Origin of the sequence: Methylomonas sp. ZR1, assembly GCF_013141865.1 — a bacterium.
Taxonomy (GTDB): Bacteria; Pseudomonadota; Gammaproteobacteria; order Methylococcales; family Methylomonadaceae; genus Methylomonas.
Window position 1 is genome coordinate 2237307 of record NZ_RCST01000001.1, and the last position, 20584, is coordinate 2257890.

The 20584-nt window shown below is 49.4% G+C and carries 18 protein-coding genes; all 18 read right to left on the minus strand.

All coding sequences use genetic code 11. The features are described from left to right. Positions 1-158 precede the first annotated feature (158 nt). Positions 159-1457: an NAD(P)/FAD-dependent oxidoreductase gene (locus DDY07_RS10130; RefSeq protein WP_033155212.1), complete on the minus strand. Its 1299-nt coding sequence runs from the start codon at positions 1455-1457 to the stop codon at positions 159-161. Beyond that, on the minus strand, positions 1457-1753 hold the full coding sequence (locus DDY07_RS10135; protein WP_051669598.1) for a c-type cytochrome: 297 nt from the start codon (positions 1751-1753) through the stop codon (positions 1457-1459). The genes DDY07_RS10130 and DDY07_RS10135 overlap by 1 nt, the downstream gene beginning before the upstream one ends. Positions 1754-1758: 5 nt before the next feature. Next, a complete protein-coding gene (gene rlmB / locus DDY07_RS10140; RefSeq protein WP_171695800.1) occupies positions 1759-2502 on the minus strand; it encodes a 23S rRNA (guanosine(2251)-2'-O)-methyltransferase RlmB in 744 nt (247 codons plus the stop codon). Then, on the minus strand, positions 2499-4823 hold the full coding sequence (gene rnr, locus DDY07_RS10145; RefSeq protein ID WP_171695801.1) for a ribonuclease R: 2325 nt from the start codon (positions 4821-4823) through the stop codon (positions 2499-2501). The genes rlmB and rnr overlap by 4 nt, the downstream gene beginning before the upstream one ends. Before the next feature lie 62 nt (positions 4824-4885). Next, entirely contained in the window at positions 4886-6478 is a 1593-nt protein-coding gene (locus DDY07_RS10150; protein WP_171695802.1) for a hypothetical protein, read from the minus strand. A 110-nt stretch (positions 6479-6588) separates the two neighbouring features. Further along, positions 6589-6876, minus strand: coding sequence for a hypothetical protein (locus tag DDY07_RS10155; protein ID WP_216614735.1), 288 nt, complete (start codon positions 6874-6876; stop codon positions 6589-6591). A 108-nt stretch (positions 6877-6984) separates the two neighbouring features. After that, a complete protein-coding gene (locus DDY07_RS10160; protein ID WP_026604268.1) occupies positions 6985-7431 on the minus strand; it encodes a hypothetical protein in 447 nt (148 codons plus the stop codon). A 94-nt stretch (positions 7432-7525) separates the two neighbouring features. Beyond that, positions 7526-10468 (minus strand): DUF748 domain-containing protein, encoded by a 2943-nt coding sequence (locus DDY07_RS10165; protein ID WP_216614736.1) that lies wholly within the window; start codon positions 10466-10468, stop codon positions 7526-7528. Positions 10469-10490: 22 nt separating this feature from the next. Further along, positions 10491-12281 (minus strand): hypothetical protein, encoded by a 1791-nt coding sequence (locus DDY07_RS10170; protein ID WP_171695805.1) that lies wholly within the window; start codon positions 12279-12281, stop codon positions 10491-10493. 234 nt (positions 12282-12515) lie between these two features. Beyond that, the gene (locus tag DDY07_RS10175) at positions 12516-12914 is read right to left on the minus strand and encodes an RNA-binding S4 domain-containing protein (RefSeq protein WP_171695806.1); all 399 of its coding nucleotides are present in this window, start codon (positions 12912-12914) and stop codon (positions 12516-12518) included. After that, positions 12907-13263, minus strand: coding sequence for a rhodanese-like domain-containing protein (locus tag DDY07_RS10180; protein ID WP_171695807.1), 357 nt, complete (start codon positions 13261-13263; stop codon positions 12907-12909). The genes DDY07_RS10175 and DDY07_RS10180 overlap by 8 nt, the downstream gene beginning before the upstream one ends. Before the next feature lie 24 nt (positions 13264-13287). Next, positions 13288-14244, minus strand: coding sequence for a 4-hydroxy-3-methylbut-2-enyl diphosphate reductase (ispH, locus tag DDY07_RS10185; RefSeq protein ID WP_033155221.1), 957 nt, complete (start codon positions 14242-14244; stop codon positions 13288-13290). Positions 14245-14281: 37 nt separating this feature from the next. Beyond that, on the minus strand, positions 14282-14767 hold the full coding sequence (gene rraA, locus DDY07_RS10190) for a ribonuclease E activity regulator RraA (RefSeq protein ID WP_171695808.1): 486 nt from the start codon (positions 14765-14767) through the stop codon (positions 14282-14284). A gap of 14 nt (positions 14768-14781) precedes the next feature. Continuing rightward, entirely contained in the window at positions 14782-16137 is a 1356-nt protein-coding gene (yegQ, locus tag DDY07_RS10195) for a tRNA 5-hydroxyuridine modification protein YegQ (RefSeq protein ID WP_171695809.1), read from the minus strand. Positions 16138-16248: 111 nt separating this feature from the next. Further along, a complete protein-coding gene (locus DDY07_RS10200; RefSeq protein WP_171695810.1) occupies positions 16249-17019 on the minus strand; it encodes a glycosyltransferase family 2 protein in 771 nt (256 codons plus the stop codon). A 136-nt stretch (positions 17020-17155) separates the two neighbouring features. Then, positions 17156-18187: a glycosyltransferase family 2 protein gene (locus DDY07_RS10205; RefSeq protein ID WP_171695811.1), complete on the minus strand. Its 1032-nt coding sequence runs from the start codon at positions 18185-18187 to the stop codon at positions 17156-17158. A gap of 7 nt (positions 18188-18194) precedes the next feature. Beyond that, positions 18195-19496: a lipopolysaccharide biosynthesis protein gene (locus tag DDY07_RS10210; RefSeq protein WP_033155226.1), complete on the minus strand. Its 1302-nt coding sequence runs from the start codon at positions 19494-19496 to the stop codon at positions 18195-18197. Between the two features lie 71 nt (positions 19497-19567). Then, on the minus strand, positions 19568-20581 hold the full coding sequence (locus DDY07_RS10215; RefSeq protein ID WP_171695812.1) for a glycosyltransferase: 1014 nt from the start codon (positions 20579-20581) through the stop codon (positions 19568-19570). Positions 20582-20584: the final 3 nt, after the last annotated feature.

Sequence of the window (20584 nt, forward strand, 5' to 3'; positions counted from 1 at the left end):
TTTCGGATTCCCGCGCCTTCAATGGTAAATACTCGTAAATACTGGCCGAAAAATTGCTTTCTTATTCAGTTTCAATTGCAAGGAAAAACAATTCAAAAAAAATTACAAAAATCCAATGCAAGCTATTGAAATAAAATATTTTTGATCAAAACATCAAGTCAACCAAACGTATCGGCAATCAAGTTCCGATAAACGGCTCGCGTGTAATCCGCTTCCGCAGCGGCAACTTGGGCATCGGCTCGCGCACTTACTCCACCGGCGCCTTTCACCGGCGCAATCGCATCGGCTGCATCCAGTTTGTAAACACCGGCCACGGAGATACCGTGGTCAGGCGCGATCAGGCTATAGCAGGTATTCAGCCAATGTGCTTCGGGGACGGGGGTCTGATTAAGCAAGCTCGTCACCGCCAGCGCACACGCTTTAGCTTCGGAATTAGCGGCAAAAGCAGACTTAGGGATAGGCGCATAATGCGCAGCGTCGCCAATGACATGGATAAAGTCGTCAAATAACGATTGGCCGGTCAGCGGCCGAACCGGACACCAACCGGTGCTATCGGCCAAGCCCTGCTGCAAAGCGATATACGCAGCCGTTTGCGGCGGAATGATGTTCAACACGTCGCCCCGGAATCGGTCGCCGAATTCGCTAGTCAGCACCCTATTCGGCTTATCCAGTTCAAGTAAAGGATTATCTGCCAAGCTATGCCACTCGATCAGGCTATTGGCGGTGCCGTAACCGTAATGCTTGGTCCAGCCGGCTTCGAATAGAGCCTGTTTGGAAAAGCTGCGTTTGGCATCGAGGATGAGTATTTTCGAACGCGGTTTATGCTGTTTCAGCCAATACGCCATCATACTGGCCCGCTCGTAAGGGCCGGGCGGACATCGATAAGGATCGGCAGGCACCGCTAGCAACACTACCCCACCGTCCGGCATGGCTTGCAGTTGCCGCGCCAGCATTAAGGTCTGCGGACCGGCCTGCCAAGCATGCGGAAATTGCTCCGCGGCGGCCTGATCGTAACCAGCCATCGCATCCCAGCGAAAATCGATGCCAGGCGACATGATTAACCTGTCATAGCTCACACTCTGCCCGCCGGCCAATCGCAATCGCCGTTGCCCAGCATCTAAACTGCTGACGCGATCAATTAACAGTTTGATTCCATATTTGTCTTGCAAAGCCTGGTAATCGACCGTCAACTGGTCGAGGCCCGCCAAACCGGCAAACAGCCAATTACTGCCGGGGCAAGTGATATATTTGGCTTTAGGTTCGATCAGCGTGACTTGAATATTCGCATCCAGCAAGCGCAGATATTTCGCCGCCGTCGCACCGCCAAAGCCACCACCGACCACTACGACATGCGCTTTGGCACCCGAAAAGAACGGCAATCCGCCACAACCGCTAAGAACACCAGCCCCAACTCCGGCAAAGCCTTGTAAAAAACGTCTGCGGGATAATCCGGTCATTAATGGCGACTCAAATACTCGGCAACCGCCGCCAGCTCGGTGTCGCTGTAACCTTTAGCCAAACGCGGCATCAATGTGGCCGGCCTTTTGTCGTATTTAAAATCCAGCAAGGCCTGCTGGATCTGCTGAGCGGATAAATTTTTTAGCGAAGGGATTGAGCTTTGGGCATCTAAGTTTGAATCGGTGTGACAATTCCAGCAATTAAAGGCCATTGCTCTCGCATCGATTTCAGCATAAGCCATCGAGCTCAATGCGCTGGCAAGCAACGCCGCCGAAACATAGCCCATGCGCTTCATGCCGCTTAAGCAAGCAGTTTCTGCCGAAACACTTCGTACAACAATACGCCAGCAGCCACCGATACGTTCAGGCTTTCCACCTGTCCAGCCATAGGAATTTTCACCAGAAAATCGCAATGCTGACGGGTCAGATGGCGCATGCCAGTACCTTCCGTACCCATCACCACCGCCAAAGGCATATCGAGTTCCATCTGAAACACAGTTTGTTCAGCTTCGCCGGCCGCGCCCATGATCCAGATATTCTGCTCTTTCAACCAGCGCAGAACTCTGGCCAGATTGGTGACCTGATACACCGGCACCGTTTCCGCTGCACCGCTGGCTACTTTACAAACCGTCGGCGTGATACCGGCGGCATTGTCTTTAGTGACGATCACGCCATGCGCACCCACGGCATCCGCGGTACGCAGACAAGCGCCGAGATTGTGCGGATCTTGCACTTGATCCAGCACCAGATAAAACGGCGTCTGGGTTAGCGCTTCAACGTCTTGTTTGAGCTGGTCTTCGCTGCGCATCGCCGGCAACTCGACCGAGACGACGATGCCTTGGTGATTCTTGCCGTCGGCCATCTTTTCCAGCTTTTTACGCTCGGTTTTTTCCGGATTGATTCCCAGCTTGACGAGATCGTCTATCACTTGCTTCAGGCGCACATCCTGGCGTTGACTATCCACCCAGGCTCGGCGAATTTTCTGCGGTGAATAATCCAGCGCGGCTTGCACCGCGTGAATACCAAACAATTGGGTTAAATTCATGAGCGACGGCGTTTTTTGGCTTTTGGCTTACTTGAGGATTTTTTATCTTTATTCGACTTCGTCGCTTTAGCGCTGGCTTCGGCTTTTTTGCGGCCCGAAGAGGATTTGGTCTTAGCGATTTTTTTACCTGATTGTAGCAACTCAAAATCGATTTTCTTGTCGTCCAGATTAACCCGCACCACGCGAATTTTCACCATATCGCCCAAGCGGTAACGTACGCCGGTACGCTCGCCGTACAACTGATGTTTACTGGCGTCGAAGGCAAAATAATCCTGTACCAGGGAGGCGATATGCACCAAGCCTTCCACGTAAATCGATTGCAATTCAACGAAAAAGCCAAAACCAGTCACGGCGGAAATCACGCCGTCGAACTCTTCGCCGATCTTGTCCATCATGTATTCGCATTTCAGCCAGCTCACCACATCGCGGGTGGCGTCGTCGGCTCGGCGCTCGTTCGCCGAACAATGCTCACCCAACAACACCATGTCAGGATGCGTGTAATAAAAACTATCAACCGACTTACCGGCCAGACAATGCCTGATCGCCCTATGCACCAGCAAATCAGGATAGCGCCGGATCGGCGAAGTAAAGTGCGCATAGGCATCCAGCGCCAAGCCAAAATGGCCTTTGGTTTCCGGGCTGTAAACGGCTTGCGACATGGAGCGCAGCAAAATCGTCTGAATCAAATGCGCGTCGGGACGTTCCTTTACCGACTCCAGCAGATGCATGTAATCCAATGGCGTGGGTTGCGCCTTACCACCCAGAAATAAACCCAGTTCGCCTAGAAAGGTTTTCAGTGCCAGTAATTTTTCCGGGCCGGGGCCATCGTGGATCCGCAGCAGGCGCGGCATTTTTTTCTTGTTCAGAAACTTCGCCGCTGCCGTGTTGGCGGTAATCATAAATTCTTCGATCAGCTTATGGGCATCGTTGCGCTGCAAAGGCACGATTTCAGCGATTTTGCGCTCCGGCCCAAAGACGATTTTGGTCTCCTGGGTGTCGAAATCCATCGCCCCGCGCAACTCGCGCTGCTTACGCATCACCTTGTACAAGTCGTACAGAGTCTGTAAATGTGGCAGCAAAGCGGCGTATTTTTTTGCCAGCTTCTGATCGCCATCCACCAGCATTTTTGCTACGTCGGTATAGGTCAAACGCGCATGGGAGCGCATCACAGCTTCAAAAAACCGGGAACGCAGGACATTACCTTCTTCGTTGATCAGTAATTCGCAGACCATGCATAAACGATCCACTTCCGGGTTCAACGAACACAAACCGTTAGACAGTATCTCCGGCAGCATCGGAATGACTTTTTCCGGAAAATATACCGAGGTACTGCGGTTTTTGGCTTCGGCATCCAAGGCTGTATCGACTTTTACGTAATGCGAGACGTCGGCAATCGCCACCAACAACTTCCAGCCTTTTGGGGTTTTCTGCGCGTAGACGGCATCGTCGAAATCCCGGGCATCTTCGCCGTCTATGGTGACCAAGGGCAACTTGCGAATATCTTCCCTGCCCTGCTTGGCGGACTCGGGCACTTGCGGCGTGAGTACCTTGATTTCTTCCAGTAACTGGTCCGGCCACTGATTGGGCAAATCGTGAGAGCGAATCGCCATTTCGATTTCCATGCCAGGTGCCATATGCGCGCCCAGTACTTCGATGATGCGGCCCAAGGGCTGGCAATGCTGGCTAGGCTGCTGAATTATCTCTGCGACCACGATCTGGCCTTGTTTGGCATGGCCGACGTCTTCCTTGGCAATCAGTACTTCGTGAGCAATTTTTTTGTTATCCGGCACCACATAAGCCACGCGGCCCTCGGTAAAAAACCGACCGACCACTTGATGCGTATTACGTTCACTGATTTCAATCACTGCCGCTTCGCGGCGACCGCGTCTATCAATGCCGGCCACGCGCGCGATGACTCGGTCGTTGGGCATCAGCGGCTTCATTTCCCGTGGCGACAAAAACAGGTCTTCGCTACCGTCGTCGGGTTTCAAGAAACCGAAACCTTCCGGATGTCCCAAAACCCGTCCGGCGATTGTGTTACCCCCGGAACCCAGGCAATATTTTTGCCGGCTGTTAAAACTTAACTGGCCGTCGCGCTCCATGGCTCGCAGCCTGCGGCGCAGCGCCTCCAGGGCATCGGGCGTTTCCAGGGCAAATTGTTGGGCGATTTGTTGGCGGCGTAGCGGCTTGCCGGCTTCTTGAATAAGCTGGAGGATCAGCTCGCGACTGGGGATGGGATTCTCGTATTTTTCGGCCTCACGCTGGGCGTGCGGATCGACGAGGGCATTAAAATCAGATGTCTGATCGGTATTTGCTGTCATTGAGTCTGTTTGCTGGGTTCTGCCGCCTATTCCCTGTGGGAACCGGGCGGCAATCGTCTTTGTTATATAAAATCATAGCCTTTCTTCTTGTTCTGCGTGGGAACGACGTCGTCCAGAATACGCCGGCATTCGAACTGCCAATAGCCCAAGCCGATATTTCTACGGCCGTTCAAAATAATGGGAAAATTTTCATGCCCCATGAACATTCGCAATAAATCGCCGTCTTTCAAGCGAAAAGAATCCATGATGATAAAGCTCTTTTCGCCTTCATTATCTCTTATGCCATAGATCAAGGCTTTCTTGCGCTCCGCATCGGTATCCGCCTCAAGCGCCTGATAAGCCACCGGGAAAGCTTGCGCGGCGATGACCATCACCTCGAATATCAGCTTGGAATCCTGCTTGGGGAGCAGTATTTTGCAAACCACGCCGAGCGAACGTTGTTGCGGCATCGCGTCTATCTTACGAAAACTCACCAAGCTGCCGATAGACAACACGCCTTCCTTGTGGAAATTACAGGACAAGGCGCGTTCGGAGTCTGTCTCGGCCCGGATTTCCAGGCCGGTTTCCAAACCAGGCCTACCGGTTTCCAATAGATCATAGGTCGTTTCCAAACCAATAGCCACATATCTATCCAGCCTATCGGCAAAATAGACCGTCCCTTGCGGCTCCTTCCCTTGCCAGCGCTGCATCAGATAGTCGAACAGTTCCGCAGATAGCTTTTGATGATTATTCTTATCGACTTCCAGCGAACTAAAACGCGCCTCCTCCTTGCTGCACAATTTGTCCGCCTGTTTGATGACTTTACCCAACTTGGTCAGATTCAGGTACAGCATGGCCGAGTCCGACCGGCGATCTGTCTGTGTGCCGCCGAGCAAAAAAGCCGGCGGCAGGTCTTCGTCCATTAAAATCGCGCATTGCACGGCTTGTTCGGCTACCGGTTTGGTTTCGATTTGCAGAAAATCGCTGATTTTCTCGAGAAACTCATAAACCAGTTGAAACTCTTTCTGCATCAAGCCGGATGGATAAGCCAAACTTAACAGCAATATTTGTTTATAGCTGTCTTCGACTGACGACAGTTTGCTGAATATACCGCCCTGGTCGGCCACCTTGGAGCCCGCCTTATCCAGCTTCACGGCGAGTTTATACAACGAGTGCAAATCGATCCAGATCCAATCCGGCACCGGATAGCTCATCATGTAATGACTTATCACAATACGGCTCAAACCCCGGATAGTCCGCTGTATCGCCAACGCAGTGGATTTACCCTGCAACCAACCGATTTCGCGGCGGGTCAAATCCTTGACCACGCTCCAATAGCCGATGGTAAATTGTCTTTCGATTGCGCAGGCCAAGCCGAAGATTTTTTTTTCGCTTTCACCCTTTGGGAAACCGAACTTGATTAACCGCGAGCGCAAATAATCGTCGATCAAGTAAAAGCTGTCTCTGAGTAACTCCAACGCATGCAAGCGTTTCGCCGCCGGCATTTCCACCGAAATTAATTCACCTAACAACTCATAAAACAGCCGCGCCGCCAGACCGGGATTGGCCGTCGGCAGTTCCGCGATCCATTGCCGTAGCGCATCGTCGGTAAACGACGCCGACAATTGGGGATCATTTTTTTGCTGGGGTATGACCAGAAAAAACGAGTTTTTCACAGAGCATCCATTATTGATGAACGTGCTGCGAATCGCTCACTATTCAGGATAACATCCCAATAGGCGACAAAACCAACAGCGCGCTGTGTTGCTAAGCCCTCAACCATTGCCTAGAACAACCCTTCATCGTCTACCATCAAATTTTGCAAGGCATTCACATCCTTTCTGAGTTGCTTCCTTGCCAACAACTTGGTTTGCACGCGCTCAGGAAGCTCGGTAAAAATCAACACCTGATTGGCTACCAGTAAATCCACCAAGTCGTCTATGACCCTGACCATATCGTTATCGGTAGCTGACAAGGCTTCCCTTGCCTTATCACTTGGGACCTGCTGCAAGAATGCCACTACTTCCGGGTGGTCGACATCCAGCCACTCATCGCCGCTGTCGCACAGCTGCACAATTGCCCCCGTCTGATCTCGGACTACAAACGGCACGGGTCACCTACCATCGACATAATAAGCAAAATCCCAGACCTTATCGGTAAGCACCGGCAACGCAAAAACCGATCATCTAGGTGAGATAGTCAAAGCGCCCAAGGTCACGCCAATGTCTATACCGCGACCCTTGCCGGACAGCGCCAAAGAAATTTCGCCTCGGGTTAACAATTGCCCGTCTATCGACTTGGTGGCGCCGGCATGCCCTTCAAAAGCCACAAAGCTGCCGTAAATTTCATTCAGATTTCTAACTTCGGAAAACACCCCTGTCCCCTCGATTTCCGATTTACCGATGGTAAAACCTATGCTCTTGGACGCCAGTGCAACTTGCGCCCGCTGTCCGTTACTGCAGCTGATATTACCCAGGCCATCGTATTGCTTATAAACGAGTGACCAACCGCTCAACTTGTAAGTCATCGTGCAGGATGTTAGCGATTGCGCAGCCGCCGGAGACACGAAAAACAGCCCGCCTAGGCTTAGCGCCAACAGTGGAATAAATCGAAAAAACTGGGTTGACATTAGAATCTCCATTTTTATAAAACCTTAAATACAAATCGATGCGCCACTATCGCTGCGTAAACGCCATTATATTACAAACAGTGTAAGCTTCCGTTTACTGTGAAACGCTCAACGATAGCACCGATTTAATCCCATCGGCTGTTTCAGCCTGATTCAACTCGGTCGCCATCAGATACAGCCTATCTTTGCTAATCCCGCCGGGTTCGGCCAGATACTGCGCGATATGATTGGCTCTGGCAATCGCCAGATCGTTAAGGCGCTGCGGATCGGGTGGAAAAATGCCTTCCAATTTCTGTTGCGCCAACGGGTAAAAATCAGAGTCCGGATTAGCCTTGATCCGCGGCTTGCCTAATAAGGATCTATCCATCTCCTGCGGGAAGACTTCGCCAAAAAACTTGGCCAGCAAGCGCTTGTAGTCATCGTCGGATAATTCGATGTATTCGTGCCGAACTTTCTCACCTTTGTCGCGCAACTCGCCGGACTTCATTTTTTTCAATACATCCTTTACTGCTTCAAAGCGCATCGCCGGCCAATCCAGGTTTTGGTAGGCAATACCTTTGATTTCCAGGGTCAACTCGGGTTTGCTGAGCAAGGCTTTATTAAGCTGATCCAGTTTGGCGGATTCTTCGACAGCCAATTCAGCACTGCCCGGTGCGAAAGCCACCGCGCTAAAATCCTTGTCATCATCGAGCAGCGAACCCAGCGCTTTGAACGGCGACATCGCCACTTTAGAGATCAGATTAACCAACACATCGGCCAGCAAGGAACCAATACTGAATTTCGGATCTTCCAGACTGCCGGTGATGGGAAAATCCAGATTAATTTTGCCGTCCGCATCTTTCAGCAAGGCAATCGCCAAATGCAAAGGCAAGGACACCGCATTCGGATTTTCCACATGCTCACCCAAGGTCAACTGATCAATGAGCAATTTATTCTGGACTGCCAACTGCGCCTGCTTGATGGTGTATCGCAAATCCAACGCCATTTGGCCTTTTTCAATCCGGTAGCCGGCAAACTCAGCCATATAAGGCGTAATCAACGGCAAAGGCATGTTGGTAAAATTTAGGGCAATGTCCGAATCCCCCGTATCGAATTGATATTTGCCTTTGATACCGACCGAGGCCATCTCATAAACCTTGCCTTTTAAAGCCAACTTGGCCTCGGCATCTTTGTCCGAGGAAAACCCGCTGACTTCGCCGTTGAGACTGTTCATCGCCGCTACGAACGGTAATATCAAGGAGTAGTCGGAGAAATCCGACTTACCCTCTTTCAGTTCGATTTTACCGATACTGACTCGCGGCTCGGTGGATTTGCCGGCCGCCGGTTTTGCAGGAGGTTTAGCTGCCGGCGCTGGTTTTGCGGGTGTTTGCGGCAGCATTAGATCGTCGATATTGGTTTTACCATCCTTTTTGATATTAAACCGCAGGTAAGGACGGTCAAACATTACCTTGGCGAATTTGAAATCCTGTTTCGCCAAATCGATGTCTATTCCCGACACCTCCAGATTGGACCATTTCAAGAAATCCACGTTTTTGAGCTGATCCCGAGTCACCAAACCTTCTAAATTGGCATCGCCTTGAAACGTGAGTTGCAGTTGCTCGGCCACCGCTAATTGCAGATTACCCTTCCCGCTGAAATCGCCATCCACCAATTCCAGTTTTAAAAAGGGGTCCAGATAAGATTGGAACACTTTCAGATTAATATCGTGAATATCCAGCGCCCAAGTCCCCGCAAAAGGCTGCAAACTCATCTCGCCGTCCACTTTCAACCCGCCGGTATTATTGAACTTGCAGCTCAATTGCACCGGCAATTTACCACTGTCCTGGGTGCTAAATTTTTGCACCTTGCCACTCAACTCGCTCAGTTGCAGTTCCAGCGGCTTCGGCAGACTGAAATCGGTAAAATGAATGTTGTAGTTGTTCAGTGCTAACTCATCCACATTAACCAGCCACGGCTTGCTCTCCTCCGCAACTGCTGGTGGTACCGATGGTTGAGTGGTGGCTGGAGCTGCGGCATCTCCGGCAAACAAAGCCTGATAATTGACAACACCGTCCGCTTGCAACCATGCGCTAATCCCCGCATCGCTGCTGAATACCGCACCAATCTCAACTTGTTGCTGATTAACATCGACATTAATCCCGTTGACGGCCAAGGCCGGTATGCTGACTAAAGGCTTACCGTGATTGTTCTCGGTGATCTCCAGCTGTTTGATCTCGACATTGCCGTTGCTTAGCTTTGTGAGCATCCCATCCGCTGCTTGGGCAAGCGTGTAATCGACTTGCAAACCCAGCACGCCGTTGACGATTTCCACCGGCAGGATTTGTTGCAAAAATAATTGCCAGCTTCTGGCCAGACCTATTTTTTCCAACTGCAACTGACCCTTAGAAGCCAGCGGTGCAATCGAGAAATCGCCATGCCATTGGATAGTGCCGCCCGATTCCAAACCCACACTCAATTCGCCCGGCGCACTGCTTGCCGCCTGAGTGCTGAATTCGTTGAGTGATAGATTAAGCGGTAACAGGTTTTCCGATAGCACTTGACCGCTGGTAGCATCCTGCCAGCCTATTCGTCCTTCTGTGATCGCGATTTGATGAACCAACAGCGCCAAGCTTTCGCCATCACTGTCTGTTGTGTCAGGCTGCGACTCTGATTGCTTGGTTTTTATATCCGCAAAATTGAATACGCCGTCGGCGCGACGTTCGATATTGACTTGCGGATTATGCAAATCAATGACGTCTAAAACCACACCGCCCAGCTTTGCCGACTCGACGGTGTCCAAATCGACAAATAAACGCTCGAAACCCGCCAGATCTTTGCCGTCTTTCGCCGCCAGGGCAAAGCCTTCCAAGGTCAGTGTGAATTTGAAGGGGTTAAAGCGAATTGCCGAAAGCCGGGCTTGCTGTCCGGTTTCTTCCTGAATTAAAGCCGGCAGTTTTTTTAAGGCCAGGGCCGGCACCAGGTAAAACCCCAAGAAGGCGTAGATCGCCAAAAGCGCAATAAGCCCCAATCCTGCGATCAAGCCTTTTTTTCGATTCATTGTCACCACCACACGCTGGGAATTAGTGCAGCTTATTCAACAAATCGGCATCTATCCGGCATCCACCGAGATCCGGATAATCGGCCAGGTTTTGTTCGAAATCTCGAAAGGACGGATGTTGAAAAGCCAGGCGGGCAATCTTGCCTTGCACTAACTCAAACTCCAAAGCCCCGCCTTTTTCACGCGGACTGCCGGGTTTGGTGACAAACAGCATGATGCCGATATTCGCCAAAGGCTGGCCTTGATCTTGAGCCGGACGCGCACAAGTGTAAGTCTCGACATTGAGCCCGCTAAACACACCCGCCAGCTGAGCGGCGTTGATCAGCACGCCTTCGTCAGCAACCGTCGGCACTTGCAGTAGCGCTTCCAAACCAAAGTTGCCCAAATGGTTTTGCAGTAGCACCGTGCCGTTCCCGCCTTTTTCGGTATTTAATAAAGGGTATAGCTGCCGAGCGGCTTCGTCTTTGTTGGGATTTTGCAAAGCCGACAAGAATTGCCGCGCCGCCGATTGAATTGGGTTGATGACGCCTTCTTTTTTCTGCCGGGAGTTGGTCAGCGCTTCCCAATCCTGCTCGGTGTTAACCGCTAGCTTCATGCTCTTCATGACGGCGTAGTCTTCGCTCGCCAGACAGCCGGCGAAGTCCTTAGCCCGATATTGTTCCAGCAACTTGGGGCGAATTTCGTCGGTCATGGCCCGCTGCGCGGAGATATTAAAGTTTTTCCAATCCGGCGAGGTTTTGCTCAGGAAATAGTACAACACCGCATTGCGATCAAATTTATTGAAGCCCAAATCCTTCATCGCCAGCTTCAAGCGCCGGCATTGGCTTTCCACATCCGGGTAGTTTTGCCAATCCGGTTGCAGATTGGGTTTCGCGGCCGGGTCGACTTGATCGATCAACTGCCGCAAACTGACTTCGCCATTGGCCGTTTGAATCGGTATCCGCCACAACTCATCAAGTGACAAATCATGGGCGTCGGGCGGCAGGTCGCCCGAGGTTTTCAACAGTAATGAGGAGACTATTTCCGGGTATACCCGCAATTCGCCCAGCAGTTTGCTTTCGGAAGACCAAGCACTCAAGCCACCTTCAACCACCTCATAAACACCCAGACGGATTTGATTGAAACTACTGCTGTCCCCCGCAAGTACCACACTGGCAGGCAAAGAATGCGTCTCGGAACTGTATTTACCGTTACCAGAAGTACCGGCTGCGGGAGTTTTGGCCACCACTTGCGGATTGCTCTCCACCCAGTTGCCGGCCAGCTTGCCCATTACGGCCATACCGGCACCGACGCCGGTGAAGGCGAACAAACTGCTGGCGGCATTCACGTCGCTGATCAACTGGGAAAGATTGGCTTCATGGCTGTTACTGGTCAGAAAGTTGTATTCGATCAGGGTGTCTTTGCTGGAATCGAGCCGTAACCAAGGGGTCAGATAAGATTTTTTGGTTTCCAGCTTGAAATTGCATTTGCCGGTTGTGGCTTGGTACAAAAAGCCGCTGGCTTCGCGCTTCAGTTTTAAGGCATCGTTATGCACACTGAATACTAGCGCCGCGGACAGGTCACCGTTTTCGTAATGACCACCGACATCGCTGCAACCGCCTTTCAGGGCGTTATCCCCTTTGAAATCAAAGTCGGAGACCAATTGTACATAGTAGTCGTCACCGCTCACCATGGTTTGACCGCGTAGCGGCTTGATCGGCAAAGACTCGGTTTTGGGATAATCGACGGCAATTTGCCGGGTTGTGGCGCAACCGGCTAGGAAACCGCTGGTTAGCAATGCAGTAGTCAGGACTGAAAAACAACGTATCGACATTAAATATCCTATGGTGTCGCGAAACCCAGGCAGGCATGTGCCCGATGCAGTATCGTTTAAATGTAGAATCGAGTTCTTAGGCGCCGCTTAATCGTAATTCGATAAAATTTATCCTAAGGCATCTTGATGCCGCGGATAGACGCTATTCAAGCACTAATTCCATGCAAGTTAGCCGGGAATGATAAATTGAAGTGTGTTTTGTGGCTATTGTTTTGTTCGACGCGCCAATAGTGCTTAGAGCGCGTCCTGTTTGAAGCGATGGATTTGCCGGCGTTGTTTTTTGTTGGGTTTATGCTCGCGCTCTGACGGATGCAGCAAGGCTTGCTGCTGCTTGTGTAACTCGATTTGCCTAATTCGCTTATCGATACTGGCTTGGTCTTCGCTGTAAAGCGCCACTGCCTCTTTAGCCGGACGGCGTTGATTATTCAGATCAGTCACCGTAAGCTCCCAAGTGTATTGGTCTTTGGTAACGCTAATCAAATCGCCGACTTTCACTTCCTTGCCCGGCTTGCAGCGCTGGCCGTTGACGTGCACTTTGCCACCGCTGACTGCATCACCGGCCAGACCGCGCGTCTTGAAAAAACGCGCGGCCCATAACCACTTATCGATGCGGACTTGGTTTAACTCACTCAACGCTTAAACCGCTCTCCGTCCAGGCTTTAAACCCGCCCGCCATGCTAACCGCACCGCTATAACCCAGTTGATTCAAGACCTGAGTAGCCAATGCCGAACGTCCGCCAGTCTGGCAATAAACCACTATGTCCGCCTGTTGCCGGCCTTGGAAATCCGGATGGGTATCGATCTTGAACTCCAGCAAGCCGCGAGGAATATTGACAGCCCCCGGCAAATGCCCGGCGGCGTATTCCGCTGGCTCGCGCACATCGAGCAATAAACTGCTCAAGCGCGTTTGCGCAGTCGCCACGTCGATTTCGGTAATCTGTTGTTTGGCGGCAGCTACCAGTTCTTGCGCAGTAAGGCTCATAAAATTCTCCAGTCGTAAACGGAATTAAGCTTCCATGTGTTTTTTCAATTCTTTCGGAATCGAGAAGACTACTTTTTCTTCTATACCTTTGTTTTCACGAACCTGGGTGGTTTCGCCGCCCCACTCTTTGAGTTGATTAATGACTTCCTGCACCAACACTTCAGGCGCGGACGCCCCAGCAGTCACGCCGACTACGTTGATGCCCTCCAGCCACTCTTGTTTCAAATCCTTGTAGGTATCGATCAAAAACGCCTGTTTACCCAGCTGTTCGGCGATTTCCCGCAAGCGGTTGGAGTTGGAGCTGTTCGGCGAACCCACCACTAAAATCAGATCCGAAATCTTTGCCAGATCGTGAACTGCGTCCTGGCGGTTTTGGGTAGCGTAGCAAATATCGTCTTTTTTCTGTTCTTTGATGGACGGAAACTGCTCACGCAATGCGTCGACCATTATTTTGGTGTCGGTCATGGACAATGTGGTCTGCGTGACGTAAGCCAAATTATCCGGATTATTCACTCTCAGGTTTTTCACATCATCCGGGGTTTCAACCAGATAAATATCGCCATGCTCGGTGCATTTGTCGTACTGTCCCATAGTGCCTTCAACCTCAGGATGACCGGCATGGCCGATCAGAATCACTTCTCTATCCTGTTTGGCATGTTTGGCTACTTGCATGTGCACTTTGGTAACCAACGGACAAGTCGCGTCGAACACGGTTAACTTGCGCTCTTCCGCTTCCTTTTGGACCTGCTTGGACACACCGTGAGCGCTAAAAATCAGGTACGACCCCACCGGCACGTCACTGAGTTCTTCGATAAAAATCGCGCCTTTTTCCTTCAAGCCATCGACTACCGTACGGTTATGCACCACTTCGTGCCGCACATAAATCGGTGCACCGAAGGTATCGATCGCTTGATCGACAATTTCAATAGCCCGGTCTACGCCGGCACAGAATCCACGAGGGTTTGCGAGTACGATTTGCATATTCTTGAGTATTTTACTTGGTTAAGACAAAACGATTTTAATCCAATTTTGTTTCCGAGACGATAATTCCGTCGCTATCGGCGTAAAGATAGTGATCTTTTTTGAAATTGACGCCGGCAAAAGTGATCATCGAATCCCGATGTCCATGTCCGTGCTTACTGCTGCAAAGCGGGTGAGTGTTCAGAGCCACCACACCAATCGGCATTTTGTTGATCGCTTCCGAACCGCGAATACTGCCGTAAACGACGATACCCTGCCAGCCATTTTCGACCGCCAAAGCAGTCAAAGTATCCCCCAACAAGGCGCAACGCTTTGAGCCGCCGCCGTCGATAACCAGCACCCGATCATTGACTTTTTCTTCCAGCACGGTCCGCACCAAAGTGTTGTCTTCGAACACTTTTAAAGTCGTGATTTGCCCGCTGAACTGGGTTTTACCGCCGAAATACCGGAACAATGGCTCGGCAATTTGAAAATTTTCTTGGGCGGAAAAACGATCACATAATGCGCTGGTAAGAAATGACATACAGCCTCCAAAGGCTAGTAATAACGCGCCAGCAGTCCGTACTGGCAATCAGCATCAGGCAGTGGAATTTTCACTTCATAACCGCCCCCAGACGCTTCCTGCATGGGCTGGCCGTATTTATCGACCATATTCTCCACAGTTATATCCCGATTCCCCTGCGGCAGGATTAACTCCAACTTGTCGCCCAGCGAAAACTTGTTTTTGACGCTAATGTCCGCCCAACCCGTTTCGGTGTCGTAATGGGTAATTTCGCCGCAAAATTGCTGCTGGTGACTTTTGGAATAACCGGATAGGTAGTTTTGATGTTCGTGGGTATGGTGGCGCTGATAAAAACCGTCTGTATAACCGCGATTCGCCAAGTTATCCAAAATCCCCAACAACTCGGGCTGAAACGGCCGGCCCGCCAATGCGTCGTCTATCGCTTGCCGATAAGTCTGCGCAGTGCGCGCTACGTAAAAATGCGATTTGGTACGGCCTTCGATCTTCAGGCTGTCGATACCGATTTCCACCAAGCGCTGCACGTGCTCAATCGCCCGCAAGTCTTTGGAATTCATGATGTACGTACCGTTTTCGTCTTCCATCACCGGCAACAATTCGCCTGGGCGGCCTTCTTCTTCAAGGAAATAGATATTGTCTGCCAAAGGATGCCGGTCGGCGCCACCGCAACTGGCGGTATTGAGCCCGGCATTCAAATCATTCATCGAAATGACCGTACTATCAGCCAGCAAATAATCGCCTTCCGCATTTTCCACAGCCGGCTTAGTATCGTATTTCCACCGGCAGGAATTGGTACAAGTACCTTGATTCGGATCGCGATGATTGAAGTAACCGGACAGCAAGCAGCGACCGGAATAGGCAATACACAACGCACCATGTACAAATACTTCGAGCTCCATATCTGGACATTGTTGGCGGATTTCGGCAATCTCATCCAGCGATAACTCCCGCGACAAAATCACCCGCTCCACACCCATGCTTTTCCAGAATCTGACACTGGCGTAATTCACCGTGTTAGCTTGTACCGACAAATGAATCGGCATCTCCGGCCATTGTTCCCGCGTCATCATGATCAAGCCAGGATCGGCCATGATCAACGCATCCGGCTGCATCGCAATGATCGGCGCCATGTCTTTCAAGAACGTTTTAATCTTGGCATTATGCGGAATGACATTGGCGGCCAGAAAGAATTTCTTACCCAACTGATGCGCTTCGGCTATGCCTTTGGCTAGGTTGTCGGCCATAAAATCGTTGTTGCGCACACGCAGGCTATAACGCGGCTGCCCGGCATAAACCGCATCAGCGCCAAACGCAAAGGCGTACCGCATATTACGAATGGTGCCGGCGGGGGAGAGGAGTTCGATGTGTTTCATGTCTGTACTAAAAAATGAGCTAACAGGCATTCTAGCAAATTATCAACGGCTCCAGGGTATCGGAAGCATTGACCAAAGAACCCGTAAATCTTGGCCGGAACGAACGCGGAACTACTTAACGGGGACAGTCGGTCTATTAAAAAACTGCGGCATCCGGGAAAGAACCTTACGTAAAATAAACATCGGCATTCGCACGGGCAGGTTATTCTTTCGGCAAGCGTAATAAGCTTCTATGTTTCCTTTGATAATGCCGATCAGACTATTATTGGAAATACCGCCGATCCGCATTTTTATCCAGATTTTGGGAATATAAACAGCCTTAACCTTATTCACGGCTAGAAATCGCATAGTCAACTCAAAGTCTGCTTGTCTGGAAAACTGTAAATCGAATCCGCCCAACTGCTCATAGAGGCGGCGACGCACAAAAAAAGTGGGATGCGCCGGCATCCAACCTTTTTCGAATAAACCGCTACGATAGTTACAAGAAGTCCAATATCGAACAATTTTTGAAGCATCGTACCTATCGACATACAACAAATCTGCGTAGCAGACGTCTACAGTAGGGTCAGAAAAAATGTCGGCGACTTGGGATAATATCGTGTCATCCGCATACACATCGTCGGCGTTCAGTGTACCTATGACATCACCGGACGCCAGAAAAATACCTTTATTCATCGCATCGTAAATACCGTGATCAGGTTCGGAAATAAACTTGGCCAGATGCTGACCGTATTTACACACCACATCGACGGTGCCATCGGTTGAGCCACCATCAATGACGATATGCTCGATGTTATTAAAATTCTGCCTCGATACTGACTGCAAATTATCGTGAATAAACTCAGCCGCATTATAAGATACGGTGACAATTGATATTTTCATTGACTTGAGATAAATACTTAAGAATCTTGAAACAATTAATAGCCGTCTCCACCTTTAGCAAAAAGAAATCATCGGTATGTTAATAAGGTGAACTTTATCAATCTTTAATAAAAACAATTACTCATAAGCCAGAACACTAATGCCTAATAAATTTGCCCAACCGTACCCAAACAAAAGCGCAACCACGTCTGAAGTCGCCAGTCAACACTCTTCCGATAAAAACCGACATAGCACCGTAAATTATTGCCAATCCTTTTGGCAGCTTAAAAATTGGCGCGACAAAACAATGAAAAGTCCAATGCTGAGAAAATCTGGCATTAAATCGTGAATAGGCAATACTCAAATCTTCAGTTCCCTGCAACCGCAACCTTAACACGTAGTATGGATAATAGCCTATCAGCATATCCGATTCGAGTTTATATTTAGTACCGACGGATAATCCACTATCAATATATTTATCAACAATAGCGCCAAACTTATCAACGAACACGTCGGAAAAGGAGTACCCGCCGCTATTATTACGCTTATAAGCCACCAAATAGCTGTCTACATATAGATTAACAGGCGCCTTTAAAGCAGCACTGTAAATTAAATCAATGTGTACCAGATTGGTTCCGCAGTAATCGTTAGCATCGACACCTTGCAAATAATCCTTGGATATTATATTCACGGAAATCAACGTCGAAAACTTACCTAACTTGACAATAAACTCGTTTGAGTTTGCAAATTCGTACAATTTCTCGCTACCGCCAGGGTATTCAGCCCTAAAGTCGAAGTCGTAACCATATGCTCGGACTGACACCACACCATAATTTTTACGCGCCAATAAACTTTCCAGATGTTTTAACGAGCCATCTATCAGTAAGTCATCATCGCCAAAAATTAAAACGTATTGCCCAGCCGCCTGATTAAAGCATTGTGCAATATTTAGATCAGGACCTATGTTCTCCGAGTTTCTTATATATCGTATCGGAAGTCCTTTGTTTAAAAACTCGTCGACGCAGTCTTTAGTATTATCGCTGGAACAGTTGTCGGATACTAAAATCTCTATTGGATAAGTTAATTCACCAAGCTGAGATACAATTTGTTCGATATTCTTAACTAAATAATTTGCCCTATTCCAAGTTGGAATGGCAATAGTTAGCAAGGGCCTATTCTCTTTATTCATATTTTTATTATATTATCGCGTGCCACTTTTTACGAAGCATTACCCACATCACCAGCGATGTCGGAAAACCGAACCCAACATTCACTAAAAACAACACCAGCACAATACCCGCCGAACCCAAACTTGGCGCCAGCCAAACCGAGCCACCAACGGTCAACAACGCTCCTGACAAGGACAACCAAAGAAAGGGCTCCTTACGGTGCGCCCTGAGATAGATAGCTAACAATCCGGAAATATGGGCAAACAAAATTGCACCGATGAGAACAAAAGTTTCCCAAAACGGTAAAAATCTTACGCCATACGCCGTGTAATCGGCCGCATAGCGAATCAAAACAAAAAACACCGCCCCCAGGACAAATACCGCAAGTGAACGTTTAAAACCCTTTTTGAATTCCTTGTCCAGTAAATCCCAATCCTGTTGACCGGCAGCTTTCGCTAACACGGGGATTCGGCTCGTCATCCAAGCTAAACTTAACAAACCCAACATGTTGCAAACGGTCATGGTGACACCCATTTGCCCTGCAACCACAGCATTCTGAGTTTGAAACAATAGCGGAGTATGCATCTGCGTTAAAAAATACCCGCAGAGCCAACTGATTCCCAAACGCCATTGCATCGGCCAAAGCTCTCGCCACCAACCGAAGTCTCCAGAAATTCCAAACAACGCTGACACCCATAGTTTCGGATAGCGAAATAGTGCCCATACCAAAGCAATCAAGGCAGCCGATGCGGGCATCATAGCGACCGCATAAAGACCGCCCCCCTGCATTAGGGTAAACCAAATGGCGATAGCGCCAACAATACCTTGCACCAAGCGCAGCGAATAGACCTCCACAACTTTACCGCTGCCTTCCACTATAGCCAAAACCGGTAATAAGGCCAAACCTACTGCGGTACTGACAACTAGAACCAACCAAGGTTGCTGCCAGGCTAAATCCGACTCCTGGGGCCGATGACTAAAGAAATACAAACCGCCCGGATAAACCAACAAAAACAGCAGTCCTGAAACACCATACCAACACAACGCTTTTTTAGTCAGAGCCAGATAGCGGCCGACATTTTTACCAACGACCGCCCCATGCGGCAACCAAGTCAATTCGGCAAATTCATGCGCCGCCTGCTGCACCAGTATGGTGGACAGACCCATATCCAATAACGCCTGCAAGCCGGCGAGACTGGCAAAGGTGTAGTAGTAGCCCTGTTCAGCAGGCGATAAATATCGTGCAATGCAAAACAGCGTAATCAGGCCAGCGCCAGCCTGCCAGCCGCGTTGCGCTAAAACTGCTAACGTTTTCTTATCGACCTGCATATAGTTTTGCCTCGGGTTCCCTGTATCCAATGAATGGATTGGCTAGTTATAAATTCAATTCGGCAAAAAAATCAAAGCCTGGATCGATCAATAGTTAAAGTTCTCTCGGGTAAATTAAAAAGCTTACGATAAAATCGCCGCAAGCCTCCTGCCAAACGGCCGGGCATTAAGCAATAGACCAGCAATACGATTAGGATGCGACCGCGCCAACCATCACCATATGCCAGCATAGACAACAAATAATTGAATTGATTTATACCTTGGGCCTTGTAATTTAAGGCTACTTTAACCAACCACAAACAGCCGTTCTTATTATTCCTGTCTCTTGTCATATACCGAGTAATTTCCCCAATAAATTTTATCCGGAGCTTTGTATCCGTTAAAAACCTACTGGTTCTAAACCAAGCAGCATACCATTCCAAATCACCGAAATAATATCCTGGGCCGGTATTTGGAGTATGTGTCATTAAGTTATTTTTGGTACTATAAACAAGGAGAGGTGTTTGTTGCACGGCAAGGATGGCGGGTACTAATTGAGGGTAAGCATCGCCAATATTCATGTAAGAATTTGGCAAATAAGCCGCCAAAATAGAACGCCTAGTTATTGTTGCGGAAATCATGCTAATACTAGCAAAGAATAACGATTCATTTTCAGCCAAATCCAGTGCACTGATAAGCTGACCTCTATGTTTATCCTCTACCAGCCAACCCAAACGAATAATATCGGCATCACTATTTTCCAGCGCATAAATTAAATCTATAACATATTCCAGGTGCCAGTCATCATCATCACCTATAATCCAGCAATATTTTGAATCAGTTATTTCCACCGCTCGCAAAATATTACCGTTACCGCCAATATTATATTTGTTACGATGATATTTCAGGTTAGGCCATTGCTCCTGATATGCAGCCACAACATCACCTGTCTCATCTGTCGATGCATTATCCAGAACATGCAGACGCATCTCTGTCAGACCGGCATCGAGAAAAGTTTGCAATGTTTCTTTTAAGCACGAGGCCCTATTATAGGTAATCAATACTGGCTCCAGTAGTTGATTATTCCATTGCCCAAAGTTGGTCATGCT